Source organism: Planctomycetota bacterium (genome assembly GCA_018242585.1).
In the GTDB taxonomy this organism is placed as follows: Bacteria; Planctomycetota; Planctomycetia; order Pirellulales; family PNKZ01; genus JAFEBQ01.
The window spans coordinates 18,771-34,256 of the sequence record JAFEBQ010000007.1; the positions used below are offsets into that span (position 1 = coordinate 18,771).

Sequence of the window (15,486 nt, forward strand, 5' to 3'; positions counted from 1 at the left end):
CCTCCATGCAAAAAACAACAACGGCATCCTGGCTCGCCACATCAGTAAGTCTGCGCGATGGCTGTGACATGGCGCGGTACATTCCTGTGACAAAGCTGTGACATTTTCCACGACTAGTTATTGAGTCGCAGGGCGTAGCGACCAGAGACCGAGCCATCGACTGCATCGGCGAGCTTGGCCATTTCGAGACGCCGAAGCTTGTCCCGTAAACGTTTAACGCCAGCTCGAACAGCGGAATCGGTACGCACACCATCCCAGACCGCTGCTAGGAGTTCTTCGTAACTCAGGTAGACATTCGGACGACGTGCAAGTCGCTCCAGCAGTCGAAAGCCGAGCGAATTCCCGAAGAAGCAGGTCCGACCATCGAAGGAGATCGTAAAATGTTCCCGGTCGATCTGGAGTCCGTCGTTGGGGTTTGCAGAATCTGGCTGCATTGGCCGGGATTTCCAGAAGGTGAACGGGTCGAGCGCCAGCTCTTCACTGATGAGCGCTGACATCTCCTCCATGAGCTTGATCGTGGCGGCATGTGATTCAGCCAGAGAACGTAGGGCGTTCCGAATTCGGTCGCGTTTTGCAGGATTCATAGGAGCCTCCGGAATGAAGAAAGGAGAAAGGTTGCCCCCCAAGTCTGGAACCGGAGACGAGCAACAATTCTCCGCCGAAGGATGTCGAGAATGATGACGTGAATGGGTCGCTTGGTCGCAAAAGATAAGACGTCGTAGCAAGGGGCCGAGCCGCGTGAATTGGCCTGTTTTCGGGCTTTGTCTGGTCTCAAATTGCGTTGTATACTTGTTTGCGTAAAGGGACACATTCTATCCCTTTGTGCAAACTACGTTTTTGGTGTCCAATGGCCTCTCCAACGCTGGAAAACTGGGTCGACGCCCAACAAGCCCGCGGAAAATACGCGTTCCTCCGCAAGGAGGCACTCGCGGAGAGTGGCCTGTCGCCCGAGGCGACGAAAAAGGCCCTGCAACGGCTGGCCGCGCGTGGGCGTATCGCCCAGGCCAAGGAGTACTTCTTCGTTGTCGTTCCGTTGGAATACGCAACGGCGGGGGGGCCTCCCGCCTCTTGGTTCATTCACCCGCTGATGGCCGCAATGGGACGGCCGTACTACGTGGGGCTGCTCACGGCTGCCGGATTGCACGGCGCATCCCATCACCAACCCCAGGAATCACAGGTCATCACGGACCGACCGATTCGACCGATCACGGTGGGGCGCTCGCACATTCGGTTCTTCAAGAGCCGCTTCGTGGAAGAAGTGGCCACGACGAACGTCAAAACGCCCACGGGTTCGATGCGCGTTTCGACGCCGGAAGCAACGGCCGTCGACCTGGTACGCTTCGCCAAGGTCGCTGGCCAACTCGACAACGTGGCGACGGTGATTGCGGAACTGGCGGGCAAGATTGATCCGAAGCGACTCGTTGCCGCCGCCAAAGTCGTCGGCGATGTACCGAACGCGCAGCGACTTGGATACATCTTTGATCGAGTCCATGCCCGGCGGTTGGCGGGGACGCTTAAGAGTTGGGTCGATGATCAATCACCGAAGCCGGTACAATTGCGGTCGAACCGGCGTGGGAAAGAAGGCCAGGAAGACCGTCGTTGGCACGTTCTCGTCGATCAACCCTTGGACATTGAAGCGTGATCCCTCCAGCAAACATCACGGCGTGGCGCAGCGTTGTGCCCTGGGCGGATGACGCACAAGTCGAACAAGACTTGGTGCTGTCTCGCGCTGCTGTCGAGTTGTTTGCTGATCAGGAACTCGCAAGCAAGCTCGCTTTGCGCGGCGGCACGGCGCTTCACAAATTGGTTCTGGAGCCGGCGCGTTATTCTGAAGACATCGACTTGGTGCAAACCGAGGCGGCCCCCATCGGATCGATCCTGGATGCAATTCGAGCCAAACTCGACCCTTGGCTAGGTGAGCCACATCGAGATAGGGGCCCAGGCACGGTGACGTTAACCTACCGCTTCGAATCGGAAATCGCCCCTGTCCGCCCGTTGCGGCTCAAGGTCGAGATCAATACGCGGGAGCATTTTGCGATCCTTGGCCTGCAGCGCCGGCCGCTGGATGTACAGAACCCGTGGTTCGCGGGGGCGTGCGAAATCGTCACCTTCGCCAACAACGAACTGATGGGGACCAAAATGCGAGCGCTTTACCAGCGCCGCAAAGGTCGCGACCTATTCGACCTTTGGCTTTGCCTTGACCGTGGCCTGATCGATCCCCAGGCGGTAGTCGACTGCTTCTTGGAATACATGCGGCGCGAGCACCACCAGATCACGCGGGCCCACTACGAAGAGAATCTGTACAACAAAGAGCAGGACAAGGCGTTCATGGGGGACATCGGTCCCTTGCTACGGCCCGGTCTTGGGTACGACCCTGTTGTCGCGATGGCGGCGGTGCGCAGCGCATTGGTTGAACGGTTGCCGGGCGATCCTTGGCACGGCCACTGAAAGGCAGGTTGGGCAAAGCCAGTGAGGCAAAAAATGAAGGGTAAATGAACGCCTGCAGCAATTAGACACTACCTAATATCTCGGTTGCATTTGCAGTATAAACAGCATCAGGCGAAAAACACTCTGAATCTAAACCGTCAACCGGTCTGAAGGTCTTCCGATGATTACCAAGGGATACTGGCAGCAGATTTACGGCGCAAAAAACATCGTTTCAGGTCTCGTTATTCAGAATGTCGCTGGCAATCTTGCAAATCGGCCGGCGGGTCCGCGTCAGCAAGGAAGTGACAACGAGATCTTCGGGGAACTCGCGGCGGCGACGATGATCGCAATCGCCCGGCAGGACTATCAATTCGCGATCACCTTATTCCATGATTGTTACTCGATCGCATTGCAATACGAACAGGCCAATAACTGCGAAGTTCACAAAGGAGCGATGGCGTTCAACGCTGCCCTTGCATACCTGCGAGCCAACGATTTCCCTTCTGCAATGCACTATTTTGAGCTCGCGCAAGCGGAGACCCGTCTGACGATTGGCGAGGACGACTGGGGCGTATACGAATCCGATATCTTTCAGTCGAACTTCTGGCAGGTTGTCGATGTCTACCAGAATCAGAGTCCGCTTTCGCTATATGCAGACCTATGGCAGGTTCCATTTGGTTCCGCGCCAGCCAGAGCAGATTGGACAGCACTTCAACCGCAATCGAAACTGCTTTACCTGATTAGCAATGCGGAGCGCATCGATTGTCGTCGCCTCAAGGCAATTCCTGGATTGCCGGTCAGCCAGAGTTTTGGTCTGACTCACTGGAGCCTTATCTCGAATCTCTGTCGATTGATCGAGACCGAGCTAATCGCGAAGAACATTGTTGGTATGGGATTACGAGCGAAGGTGCTCAACGGCATCGTAAATGCCCACAGCCCTCTTGCAACATTTCACGCCGATGTAACCAACTTGCACAACAATAATCCTGTTAACAGTCCGACCGACTTCAACAATCAGTTCAATGCCATACGCAATGCTATTAATGATGTTGCCGCGCCGCCTGAACGACGAATCGCGGCAGCAGCGTATCTGGCAGCAGTTACCAGAAACCAAGTTCAGCACCAAGTGGCTGACACGATGGTGATTTTTTCGGACCGTGCGGCAGCGACTTTCACCGTTGATGTCCTGCTGTGCCTGTGTCGAATCAATGGGTGGGCTGCGTAATCTGCATGTTGGATTATCGCAATCGGTAGTCGGTCGCGGCAGACTAATCTAACGGTCGCCCGGCGACCCGTGGCACGGCCCCTGGAAACCCCATGTGGCAAAGCCCAGGAAGAGACGAAAGAAGAGAGAGTGAGCACCGCCGTTCGGCCCCACAGAGTGGGCAGAAACCGTGCGAGATCAGAGACAAAGGCAGATCACATCGGCCCTCGAGGCGTGAATGGCCGCCGTTAACCCAAAAGCAGAGAGCGCTATGCGACAGATAGGACGCCTGCGGTTAACGGCACGCGCGCAAAAAGCTGCTAATTCTTGGCGATCCGCGTTCGTAACGTTCCTTTCGATTTTGGGCGACCGGGCGTGGCTCGAACTCGGCAAAGTTCTGCCGCAAAATGCTTTACCGCATTCGGAAAAGAGAGTACTCTTACGAAGGCAGCCCCTAACGGGGAGCTGTACAAATGTTCATTATGTCGTAAGACACAGAAAGCCCCGGAAAAACCGGGGTTTTTTGTTGCGCGGTGGGTAACGGTTGCGACTCGTTTCGCGCTGTTTCGGCGCTGTGCTGCACCGGATTTTGCAGCGCGCTTTCGGGCTCACGAATGGCCCGCTCGAAGTGCTCGTCGGTGACTTGCAGATAATGCTTCATCGCCACGGCCTGCGTGTTGCCGATCCAGGCGCACACCGTCTGTATCGGGTAGCTAAGTGTTGCTTCTGCCGCAACAATGCGCCGCGATCCACAACTAACGCTCGTTTATGGCTTCGAACGCATTCAGAACTCAAATGCCAAAAGCGCAACCCGCTGAAATTGCCACAAAAGATCGCGTGCTGGCTGCATTACGTCTAATGAGCGAACGGCAGCTCCGCGAAACCATCGTGATTCCACTACTCAAGGCTATGGGAGCAACCCACCTCGAGCATGTTCATGGGCCATTTGAGCGAGGGAAAGATTTTATTTTTGTGATGCCCGATTCGTTCCGTGATCCAATTCTCAGCGTCATACAAGTCAAGAATTCTGAATTCTCGGGCTCATTTTCGTCGGAGTCGTCGGTAAGTACGGCCTTGCAGCAACTATTGCATTGCGCGGAAACCAAGGTCCTTAGCCCATTAACCAACCAAAAGGAACTCCCCAAAGAAGTTCTGTTTATCACCACGTATAACTTGCCTGATGCGCCACTCGCGGATGCAGATCTCCTTCTCGACAAGGTCCGACGACAGTCGAAAATCATCGGTCCGGAAAAACTTGTGGCGCTCATTCACGATTGCGTACCAGAATTATACGCAACACTCGCATATCCAGGCACGAGCCTATCAACTGCGACGCGTGCTTACGTTTCCCTCCACCGCGAATGGCATGCGTTCGAATTGGCCCAGCAAAGGCCCCTCGAGTCGTTTTATGTGAATCTTAGTGCGTCTCCTGTTGGGGGCGACTTCGGCTCATTGCTATCAGGCAAGCTGCAATTAAGTGGACGCACCGGATTCACTATTCGCCGCGATGACTTTAACGCGATACAAGCGCTTTACTGCCAGGTGCCCAAGCTTCATACCGTTCCGCCACTCCTCGACCCGATCAAGAGTCGTTATAGCGGCGCTAACTCGAAAACGAAAAGTAGTAGTGCAACCAGCGAAGCAGAATCCACTCAGCTACTGGAGGACGTCAGTTTTCGGCGACCAAATCTCGCTGCGTTCATTGAGAAATTGCAGGAACGTATCTCCGGAGCAGAGGCAGCCAAAGATTGTGCGCTCATCGACGATATTGCGGTGAGCGGCGCAGTGGTGAATTCGCTCGTTCGCGTCTGTGATAAAGATATGTTTGTTCCCTCTTCAGACGAAACCTCACCTCGTGCGCTCGTGATACCTGACGTGTGTCCGGACGTATTGGTTAGTGCAGAAAACCACATTGCAATAGTTGCCGATGCGGGCTCTGGAAAGACGTGCTTTGCTCAGCGGTTGGCGGATGCTGCGATTGAGAAGGGAATTTCCTGCATCTACTTTCCGTGCAGTCGCATTGAATCACCTGACACAAGTCTCTTCGAGGCATTGGATGCGTTTCTTCAATCGTTAAAGGCCACCGACCCAGGCGTTCCGATTGCGGACGTTCTGTCCGCGACACAACTGGTCATTATTGACGGCGCCGACGAAGCTGCGACTTTCGGGCCGGCACTTGGCAAGCAAATACTTGCGATGCTTCATATTCCCAAAGAAGTGCGAGTTGACGGAAGCTATGGTCGCGAATGTCGTGTGCCGACAGAATTTCACGACGTGATTCTCCTCCGCGATGATACAAAGAAGAAAGGATGCCATTTAGGCATCAGTCGCCCAATTCGCGCGATGGACTACAGGCAACTCAGCGCGATGAACGCGGGAACACCTTTTGAGACTGCTTTTGAGACCCTACGTTCCGAGGCCGCAAGTAAGTCGCCTAGACTGATTATTACGTCGCGCGATATCGCGAATCTGCAACTACCCGCCATATGGGCCGTGACGAACTTACTTCCGTTTACTGAAGAGCAGCTAGACGCGTTCATGAATAAATGGTTCGAGTTGAGCCCAACCAAACTCGACGAAATCAGGGTGTTCTTTGGCAAGAACAGCCATATTCGGGCTGTGTGTGCCAATCCGATGACGGCCACAATCGTAGCTTCGCTACATGAAAATGACTTCGGCCTGCCACACTCCCGGGCAGAAGTGTATGAGCGAAGGTTTGAATTGCTATTGGAGCGATGGGACCGTCAGCGGCAAGTTAAACGTCCTAGACGCATAGTCAAGTCCGACAAGCGCCATTTTCTTAAGCGGCTCGCGTACTCCCTCCACTTGAAGCACCGTCGTCGATTCGATAAACGGACCGCCGCAAAGATTTGGAATGCGTCGTTCGCCAAGACATACGAGAACTTGGCGATCGAAGACGTTATCGACGAACTTCGCCTTTGCGATAGCATTATTGTGCCCGAAGGAGTTGGGGAATACTCTCTTGGTCACCTCTCCTATCAGGAATACCTAACCGCCGAACATGTCGTTTCCGGCCAGCAATTGGAGGTGCTGGTAGATAATTTTCATGATCCGTGGTGGAGAAACGTCATCCTTTTTCACGCAGGCATTACCGGTAATGTTAACAAGCTTCTGACGCAGGTGCACAGGCGTTATCCATTAGGCCGTGAAGACGATCTCTTGGACGAAATGATGCTCGAGGCGCGGTACACGCCTGAAGTCGTTCGTCAGCTAGTCGAAGAATTCAGAGAAGACGAAAATGTAACTTGCGACAATGACGAGAACTAACGTGCCACGTAACTACCACGGAGCGAGAAGCCTCACGACTCCCGAAGCGGCGCTGGCTCGACAGATCGAGCGTTACCGCGCGATGGCCGGCGAGCAGCGCCTGAAGATCGCGCTCGACCTGCACGCCTTTTCCTGCGAAGTGGCGCGCGAGGGGATTCGTCAGCAATTTCCCGACGCCGGTCCCGAAGAGGTCGAACGCCGCTTGCGGCAACGCTTGGAAGCGGCCCGACAATGAGATCGGAACAAGAACTCCTGGTCGATTGTCTGGAACGGCTACTCGAACGATTGAATGGCTAACTAACTCCGCCGCGCAAGCAACCCGCCGCCGTTCGGCGACTCGGTCACTTCTTCAAGCGGGCGAGCTCTTCGCGGATGTGGCTTTTGGCTGTCTCGCGAATCAAGACCTGAACTACGGCCGGCGCAGCGTCGAACTCGGCGCGGTCCATCCAGCCATCGCCGTTCTTGTCGTACTGGGTCAGTTGCCCTTTCCCCACATCGGGAATCTTGAAGCCCTTGTTGAGCACCTGTTCCAACAGGACCGAGACGATCAGATCGTCGGGCGAGCTTGAAGTGGTCTTCGTCAGGGCGTCGATGTCGGCGAGGTTCGCCCCGCCCGCCAGGGCCGCCCCCAGCCAGCCGTTTCGCATCTTCACGATCTGGCGCAGATCGTCCATCGTGTCGGTCACGAGCACGCAGGTGAGCAGACACATCTCGTCGGTGGTCTCTTCGCCCCAGGTAACCAACTTCGGCGGCGAGTTCGGATTGTGCGGATTGCTCTCCGAGTTGTCGTACTCGGCTTCGACGTGAATGACCGACCCCTTGGGCAATCGCTGCGGCTGGGCAAACACGTAGGAACCTTGCCAATTGAAGTCCCAGTCCTTCACCCACACCATCGGCAACTGCTTGCCGTCGGGCGTTTCGGCATAGACTTTCATCTGTCGGCCTAGCAGGTGCATGTGCGGATAAACGGCCAGGGCTTTGATATCGACGGGCAGCGGTTCACATTTGGCCGTCACGCGATGCTTGTCGGCGCCGGGCGGAATGTTCAATCCCCGGCTGACGATCGACAGCCCGCCGAGTAGCAGCTTGGCCTCGGTCTTGGCAAAGTAAATGCCGACGCGCGAGCGATCCTGTTCGACCTTGCCACTGGGGTGATAGTGGATCTGCATGACCAGATCGCACCCTTTGCGCAGATACTTGCCGACCCCTTCGGGCAGTTTCCGCGTCGTCACGCCCGGCGCCCAGCCCCCCAGGCCGCCGGTCGGCAAGATGCCCGGGCCGCCAAAGCTGCGGTAGCCTTGGCCGGGCTCCTTGTCGTCCTTGGCTCGGGCGGCGCCGTTCGAGTCCAAGTACAAGATGCCGTGATGGACGACGCGACGATTGCCCGGCCGGAACTCGACGGCCGCCACGGTCTTGTTCTCGTCGATGGGAATCGGAATGACGAAGCACTGGTAAATGTCGCGGCCGTCGGCTGGCACGGTGAACTCTTCTTTCATCTCTAGCACCAGATCGGGCTCGCCCAGTTGCCAGCCGTCGACGAACTTGGGGGGCTCGGGCAGATCGGTGGGGTTCCCTTCCGGCGCTCCGGCCGCGGCCCACCGGCCGATCAGGTCGATTTCTTGCGGAGTCAGCCGGTGCTCATCCTTGAACTCGCCGAATCCTTCGGCAGCCTTCCAAGGGGGCATCCTTCGTTCGGCGGTAATCGAGGCCAGGAAGTCGGCTCGCTTAGCGGCATCCTCGTACTTCAACAGCGAAAAGGGGCCCACCTCGCCGGGCCGATGGCACCCGGCGCAGTTGCTCCACAGAATCGGCGCGACATGCTGGGCGTAAGTGATCGGCGACGAAGCCGCCGGAGTCGGCGTGGCGGTCAGCGCGACGAAGAGCAGCGAATAGAAACTCGACATGACTCGACAGCACCCGGGGGGACGATGGCAGGAAGGAGCCGCATTATACCGGGTAGTACCCTAACTGCGTGCCATAAGTTTCCGTTTGGCGGCTAAGGCGATTGGGCATGCTGGCAAAAGTTATGAGAAAGCCCGTAGGTCAGGCTGGGGCGTGACGATGTTATGGTCTCAACTCGATTGGCTTCGGGCCTCGCGCAACGCAAGCGAGACGATGTCAGGCCAAGGCGTGACCTACTGAACTGTAACGGACATACAGGCGCTACCGATTGAGCCTGCTCACGTCGACGGAAAGGCCAAACCATCCGGTCTTGATAGGGTCTGTCTTTCCTGGAGGTTTTGCGCTCTTTCCGTCCGGGGACATCAAAAGGCAGTAGACGAAGTATTCCGTCTCGTCGCTAAGAAACTGGATATGACCATCGCAGTAAGCCACGTTGACACCACCGACATGGTTTGAAGACGGTCGAGCATAATCGTACGGACAGTCGGCAGTGGCAAGCTTGGTACGCAGCGCGGCTGGCAGCTGCGAACAGCGCAGCTTGTCAGACCTAGCGCGGGCATCAGCGATGACGCGAATCACCAGCGTGATTGCAATCACGACGGCGATACCGATTCCGGCAACGAGCAGCATGGCTCGCAGCCGACTTACCCCTTCACGATGGCAACCATTGCGGCGCATAAGGCTATGGCCAATATCAATGGCCCCGGACGGCCTGAGACATACTTGCACCTGTGCGACACACCGAATCGAATTGGCACACTGCCACAAGTTCTGACAAAATACCTTGCTGGCAGCCTATTGATCTCAACTCATCTCCGCTCGTCGTCTCGGCGGGTCAATGCGAAGTAGATGACGTAAAACCAGGACAACAGTCCGGCCAAGATCGCCCACAGAATCGAGCGGTTCCGCTGCCAGGAGCAGACGACCGCAATCGCCGAGCCGAGCCCGATACCCGACTGGGCCACCGCGTGGTTCTCGATCATCGCTTGAGCGAACAGGAACATCGTTACCCCCTGTCGACCTATCGGTCGTACGTGCCTTGAATCGCCCGGCTGAGCCGCGCCGATGCGGGACGCAGTGATGCTTTCACTGTATCATATTCGCTGGCAAGAGCGATTCCTGATTCAATGCGGCGTTTCCAAGCCGGTGGCTCTGCCACCGTTCACGGCGGCAGAGCCGCCGACTTGGGTGACCGAGCGATGTATGCTCAAGAGGATTGCTCTGGTCAGATCAACGCATTTTTTCAGGGCAGGGGACCGGGAGAGCGACCTTCATGCGGAGCATGCTCTACGTGGCCGTGGCGATTCTGGTCGCGCATGCCGGCTACTACTACCCCTTCTTCTCGGACGACGCATTCATTTCGCTCCGCTTTGCCGCGCGATTGCTCGGCGGCCAGGGGCTGACCTGGACCGACGGCGAATCGGTCGAAGGCTATTCGAATCTCCTCTGGGTGCTGCTGATGGCGGCCAGCGGCGCGGTCGGCGTCGATCTGGTCACGGCCGCTCGCGCGCTCGGCATGATTTGCACCGGGGCGACCGTGGCCTGGTTGTTCGCATCAAGCATTCGCGGACGCGGCACGACGTCATTCATACCCAGTCTGGTCGCGGCGGCCTTGGCGGCGTTGAGCGCCCCCTTGGCGGTGTGGTCGATCGCCGGGCTAGAACAGCCGTTGTTTGGCATGTTTCTCATCGGGTCGATCGCCGCGACGATCAAGCTGCTCGAAGGTGACACGTCGACGAACCGTCAACTGTGGCAAACCAGCCTGCCGCTCGGGCTGCTGTGCCTGACGCGTCCCGATGGCTTGTTGCTCGTGGCGATCATCGTCGCGGTCGCGGCCGGGTTCGTGCGGCTGCGGATGGCGCTGGTGCTGGCGGCGCTGCCTGCTTTGGCCGTCGGTGGCCAGCTTGCGTTTCGACTCTGGTATTACCACGACTGGCTGCCGAATACGGCCTATGTGAAGCTGGCTCCGAGCGTCGAACGACTGCGGCTGGGGCTCGACTATGTCCGGCACGGCTGCTGGGTGGTGTTGCCGTTGTTCGTGGCCGCCGCGATGGGTGTCGTGGCCGGCGTACGGGGCTACCGTCGTCGCGCGGTGATTCTACTGGCCACGTTGACCGCAATCTGGCTGGCTTACGTGGCGGCGATCGGCGGCGACGTCTTTCCCGCCTATCGCATGTTCGGCCCGGTCGCAGTCTGCTTGGCCTGCTTAACGGTCGTGGGAGTGCAGTGGCTAGCAAGCGCCGGCTTGCGGCCACTCGCATTGCTGACTGGAACGGCAGCGCTGCTGGCTGCGTCGGCGATCATCGAGTCGCGCGACGCCGAATGTCGTCGCGCCAACGAAGAGCGCTGGGAATGGGGCGGCCAGCAGTTGGCGCTCGAGCTGCGCCGCCGGGCTGGTGACGCGCGGCCGTTGATGGCGGTCACCGCGGCCGGGTGCCTGCCTTATTACACCGAGTTTCCCGCGCTCGATATGTTGGGGCTGTGCGATCGGCACATTGCCCGGCAACCGCCGGCGACCAGCGACGGCTGGCTGGCTCACGACCACGGCGACGGGCGTTACGTGCTCGACCGCCGGCCTGAGCTGATCGTGTTTCACATCGGCAGCCCGCAGCCCATGTTCGTCTCGGGCCTACAGATGGCGGCCGACCCGCGCTTCCATCGCGACTACCGGCAGGTGAAACTACCGTACGGCCCCGAGCGCAAAACCGCCTACATCTGGGTGCGGCGTGACTCGGCGATCGACTGGGAACGCCCGGCGGGCGAAGACCAGACACTTGGCCGTTGACCCAGCGCGGCGGCGAGACTTTTTGACAGCCTGCTTCAAGCGGCTTCGTTGGCGAACTAGACTGAGTTGGCGGGACGGGTGTTTCACTCTTTTAGCGACAAGAGCAAGAAACATTGCACTCTCGTCAGAATGCAATCGAACCGGCCCAGAAACGCTTGCGTAAAGCTGACAGCGAGTTGGCACGTTGAGTCATCGACCATGCGCACGCTTCATCGTTCCAAGTGGCTGATCGTTCTGGCCGTCGGCCTGGCGTGTCACCCAGCCCTGGCCCAGCCGCGCGAGGCGGCGTCGGCCGCGGCCCCCGCTCACAAGGCCGGCAGTCATGCGACCCGCACGTTTGCCGAAGTGGTTCAGGCCCACTTCGCCGAGTGGGACTTGAACCACGACGGCAAGCTGGACGCCAAAGAGATCGACACGCTGATGAACCGCTCGCAGATCAAAGGGGAAGCGGCGGCGGCCTTGGCGACCATCAAGCAGCGCGAGCGGATGCGCGTGGCGGCCACGCCTGGTGAGTACGCGGTCAGCGAGGCCAGCCTGCTGCACGGCGCGGACCAAGGGCCGATCAAGGCCCTCGACGCGGCCCAAGGAGCGGCCAAGGAGTATCGCTACGAGCCCCGCTTCCAGCAGAATCTCAAGGCGCTGACGACGCTGACGCATCGGCTGTTTGCCGGCGACGGTCCTGACTTCAAGGCGATGCGGCAAGGCTCGATCGGCGACTGCTTTTTCTTCTCGGTCACGGGGAACATCGCGGCCCATCACCCCAGCAAGCTCAAGCAGATGATCTCGCCCCAATCGAACGGCGCTTTTGAAGTCCGCTTTCCTGACGGCACGAACATCACGGTCCAGCATGTGTCCGACGCCGAGATGCTGGTCAACAACTCAGCCGCCAGCTTGGAAGACGGACTGTGGCTGACGGTGCTGGAAAAGGCGTTTGGCCAGCGGATGCGCGCCACGGCCCCGGCCGCCAAACGCACCGGCGAAGTGACCGACGCCATCGCCTCGGGTGGCTCGACCGGCAAGGTGATCGAGATGTACACCGGCCACGAGGTCGAGCGGATCACGCTCCGCGACCCCGAGCACGAAAAGGCGAGGCTGGCCGAGCTGCGCCAGGCGATTCCTGCCGCGCTGGCCCGCGGCCACCTGGTCGGCGTCGGCATGAGCGACAACCCGCCCAAGGGTCACCAGAAGGTTCCCAAACTCGGCTATGGCCACGCTTACGCGATCTTCAAGTACGATCACGCCACCGACCAGGTCACCATGTGGAATCCGTGGGGAAACGACTTCACCCCCAAGGGGACGCCCGGCGTGGAGAACGGCTTCGAGACGAAGCACGGCATTTTTCACGTCTCGCTCAAAACGCTGTATCGCCAGTTCTCGTCGGTGCTGATTGAGACGGGCAAACCGCTGACGGCCAATCACGAGCACCCAGCCGCCGGGCATAAGAAGTGAGACGCGCCGATCGCAGTCACCGCCTACTTCTTCGCTTTCACCTCCGGCACGCGGCGGGTGACGCCGCTGTCGGCGGGACGCTTGCCTTCATCGACTTCGCCCCCTTTCGGCTTTGGGACAATACCATCGACCTCGGGCAAAAGCGCCAGCCCTAACGCGGAAGGCCGAGACGCGGTCGATGACAGCGTGGCCGATGAAGCCGCGTCTCGTTGCCGATCGATTCGCTGCGCCCGATGGCCGGCGCGGCTGCCTCGCGGCAAGCAATACGATCCGCCGGTCAGCTCGCTCGATTTCTTCACCACGGCGGCGGCGATTACCGAAGCCCAAGTGCCCAAGGAGCACTCGCTCGACGGAGTGAACCTGATCCCGTACCTGACGGGCGAACGAACCGGCGTCCCGCACCCACGGATGTTCTGGCGCACCGGCGGCGGCGCTTCGGGCGCGGAGCGCGAGGGAAACTACAAGCTTCTGCTCACTCGGGATAGGCCTGACGAGTTGTACGACCTGGACGCCGACGTGGGCGAAGCAACCGATCTGGCCAGCGCCAAGCCCGACATTGTTGCGCGCTTACGCAAGGACTATGAAGTCTGGAACGCGCTGAACATCGCGCCGTTGTTCCAAAGTCCCAAGCCCGCCCAGCCAAAAGCCAAGCCCAAGGCCAACACGGCTTCGTAATCTTCGTGTGCGGCGAGGCACATCTGGTCCGTCGAGCGCCGGCCCAACCCGGCCGCGACCGCTTTTCCCGAGGAATGCCGCGCTCCAGGGGGAGCCGCAGCCCCTCCCCCTGGAGCTAGCTTGTCCCGGAAGTGTGCAATTATTTAAGAACGGCGACGGTATAATTCAGTTGGTGCCAGGGGATGCCTCACGGGCAGGGCACTCTATGTTTCATGGAGCGAGCGCCTGGCACGTTACGGCACGAAGCCCTCGTCTGTCACCTGACATGAGCGCGAGGGAGAGCCAGCATGACCAAAATTCTGGTGGTTGACGATTCGGTGGTCGAGCGGCATCTGGTGCGAGGGCTGCTCAAAACGCTGGGGGAAGTGGAAGTCGAGTTCGCTGAAAACGGCGTGCAGGCCGTCGAGCGCGTCGAGCACGCGCCCCCCGATCTGGTGTTGACCGATCTGATGATGCCCGAGATGAATGGGCTGGAACTGGTCAACGTGATTCGCGAGCGATTCTGTGACGTGCCGATCATTCTGCTGACCGCCTTCGGCAACGAGACGTTGGCCGTGACGGCCCTGGAGCAAGGGGCCGCCTGCTACGTTCCCAAGTCGCAACAAACCGAAATCCTGGCCGACACGGTGCAGCGGGTTCTCGCGCGGCGCGAGGCCGATCGCCGGCGCGAGCGGGTGGTGCGCTGCATCGGCGCGATGACGTGCTACTTCATCCTGGAAAACGACCCCTCGTTGATTCGGCCGCTGGTCGATGTGGTGCAACAGCAGTTGGCCGAGATGGGCTTGTTCGACCCCGTCGAACGAATCAACGTCGGGCTGGCGCTCGAAGAAGCGATCACCAACGCCATGGGACACGGCAATCTAGAGCTCAGCCAGCAGGAAATGGCGGCCGAGCCGTTGCTGTCCCCCGAAGGGGACCATCCACGGATTGCCGCGCGGTGCTCCTCGCCGCCGTACTGCAACCGCAAGGTCACCGTGACGACGCACCTTTCAACATTCGGCGCCCGCTTCGACATCGGTGACGAAGGACACGGCTTCAAGCCGCAAGAAGTGCTCGATCGCGAAGTGACGAACAGCTTTGACGAAGGACACGGGCGCGGCTTGCTGATGATGCACAAGAGTATGGACGAGGTCTCGTACAACGAGACGGGCAATCACGTGACGCTGATTCGCCGCTGCCACGACGCCGCGAAAAACACAATGTCCACGCACGGGGCGTAGCGTGACGTCGGCTTCACTCTTCAACAAAAAAACCCCACAACGCCGGAGGGCATTGCGGGGCCTTGTTGCCTTGAGAATCTCACTATCTTGATGCGTTGTGCCTGTAAAAAGAAGACCGGAACTGAGGGGCGGACGCAGGCGATTGTGCGCCGCACCACCTCTCAGCGATACCGACCAGGCGGATCTTGCATGAATTGCCCTCCGCGGTAAGAGACCGGATCGAGCGACTTCACACCATCACAACCTTGCGTCCTTCCGCCATCGGAACGGCGCGGCCGGCGATTAAGCGCCCGCGGGCCACGCCCTTCATTCGATCGCATTGACGCGCGACGTATCAACGTCGCTGACCTCTGATTTACACCTGCTTGACAAAATCGTCAACAATTTTCTTGGCGGGTATTTGGAAAATCAGGTCGCCGATGATGCCGCCTTTCCCAGCAGGCGAATCAGAAGTATTTGAGGCCGACGCAGTTGCGAAAAACGAGGGGGATTCAATCGATTCGGAATGGTTTATTGGTGATCAACACCACGATTAC

At 58.8% G+C, this 15,486-nt stretch carries 14 protein-coding genes; 9 read left to right on the plus strand and 5 right to left on the minus strand.

What is annotated here, in order from left to right; genetic code table 11:
• Positions 1-113: 113 nt before the first annotated feature.
• Positions 114-584 (minus strand): winged helix-turn-helix domain-containing protein, encoded by a 471-nt coding sequence (locus JSS27_03335; GenBank protein ID MBS0207966.1) that lies wholly within the window; start codon positions 582-584, stop codon positions 114-116.
• A gap of 263 nt (positions 585-847) precedes the next feature.
• Between JSS27_03335 and JSS27_03340 the strand changes: the two genes are divergently transcribed.
• From JSS27_03340 to JSS27_03350, 3 genes are all read left to right on the plus strand, one after another.
• On the plus strand, positions 848-1,642 hold the full coding sequence (locus JSS27_03340; GenBank protein ID MBS0207967.1) for a type IV toxin-antitoxin system AbiEi family antitoxin: 795 nt from the start codon (positions 848-850) through the stop codon (positions 1,640-1,642).
• Positions 1,639-2,448 carry a nucleotidyl transferase AbiEii/AbiGii toxin family protein gene (locus JSS27_03345; protein MBS0207968.1) on the plus strand — a complete coding sequence of 270 codons (810 nt, stop codon included), beginning with the start codon at positions 1,639-1,641 and terminating at the stop codon, positions 2,446-2,448. The genes JSS27_03340 and JSS27_03345 overlap by 4 nt, the downstream gene beginning before the upstream one ends.
• Positions 2,449-2,608: 160 nt before the next feature.
• Positions 2,609-3,652 (plus strand): hypothetical protein, encoded by a 1,044-nt coding sequence (locus JSS27_03350; GenBank protein ID MBS0207969.1) that lies wholly within the window; start codon positions 2,609-2,611, stop codon positions 3,650-3,652.
• Positions 3,653-4,085: 433 nt separating this feature from the next.
• Here the strand turns inward: JSS27_03350 and JSS27_03355 are convergent, their stop codons facing one another.
• On the minus strand, positions 4,086-4,292 hold the full coding sequence (locus tag JSS27_03355) for a hypothetical protein (protein MBS0207970.1): 207 nt from the start codon (positions 4,290-4,292) through the stop codon (positions 4,086-4,088).
• A gap of 134 nt (positions 4,293-4,426) precedes the next feature.
• On the opposite strand from JSS27_03355, the gene JSS27_03360 reads away from it, so the two are divergent.
• Together JSS27_03360 and JSS27_03365 are read left to right on the plus strand one after the other, a co-directional pair.
• A complete protein-coding gene (locus JSS27_03360) occupies positions 4,427-6,919 on the plus strand; it encodes an NACHT domain-containing protein (protein ID MBS0207971.1) in 2,493 nt (830 codons plus the stop codon).
• Position 6,920: 1 nt separating this feature from the next.
• Positions 6,921-7,154, plus strand: coding sequence for a hypothetical protein (locus tag JSS27_03365; GenBank protein MBS0207972.1), 234 nt, complete (start codon positions 6,921-6,923; stop codon positions 7,152-7,154).
• Between the two features lie 106 nt (positions 7,155-7,260).
• On the opposite strand, the gene JSS27_03370 is transcribed toward JSS27_03365, so the two are convergent.
• The 3 genes from JSS27_03370 to JSS27_03380 form a co-directional block, all read right to left on the minus strand.
• On the minus strand, positions 7,261-8,823 hold the full coding sequence (locus JSS27_03370) for an ascorbate-dependent monooxygenase (protein ID MBS0207973.1): 1,563 nt from the start codon (positions 8,821-8,823) through the stop codon (positions 7,261-7,263).
• 259 nt (positions 8,824-9,082) lie between these two features.
• A complete protein-coding gene (locus JSS27_03375; protein ID MBS0207974.1) occupies positions 9,083-9,451 on the minus strand; it encodes a DUF1559 domain-containing protein in 369 nt (122 codons plus the stop codon).
• Between the two features lie 179 nt (positions 9,452-9,630).
• A complete protein-coding gene (locus JSS27_03380; GenBank protein MBS0207975.1) occupies positions 9,631-9,825 on the minus strand; it encodes a hypothetical protein in 195 nt (64 codons plus the stop codon).
• A gap of 269 nt (positions 9,826-10,094) precedes the next feature.
• Between JSS27_03380 and JSS27_03385 the strand changes: the two genes are divergently transcribed.
• The 4 genes from JSS27_03385 (at position 10,095) to JSS27_03400 (ending at position 14,950) form a co-directional block, all read left to right on the plus strand.
• On the plus strand, positions 10,095-11,606 hold the full coding sequence (locus JSS27_03385) for a hypothetical protein (GenBank protein MBS0207976.1): 1,512 nt from the start codon (positions 10,095-10,097) through the stop codon (positions 11,604-11,606).
• A gap of 198 nt (positions 11,607-11,804) precedes the next feature.
• Complete coding sequence (locus tag JSS27_03390; GenBank protein MBS0207977.1) at positions 11,805-13,055, plus strand: hypothetical protein; 1,251 nt, start codon at positions 11,805-11,807, stop codon at positions 13,053-13,055.
• A 186-nt stretch (positions 13,056-13,241) separates the two neighbouring features.
• Positions 13,242-13,730, plus strand: coding sequence for a hypothetical protein (locus tag JSS27_03395; protein MBS0207978.1), 489 nt, complete (start codon positions 13,242-13,244; stop codon positions 13,728-13,730).
• A 287-nt stretch (positions 13,731-14,017) separates the two neighbouring features.
• Positions 14,018-14,950 carry a response regulator gene (locus tag JSS27_03400; GenBank protein MBS0207979.1) on the plus strand — a complete coding sequence of 311 codons (933 nt, stop codon included), beginning with the start codon at positions 14,018-14,020 and terminating at the stop codon, positions 14,948-14,950.
• Positions 14,951-15,486: the final 536 nt, after the last annotated feature.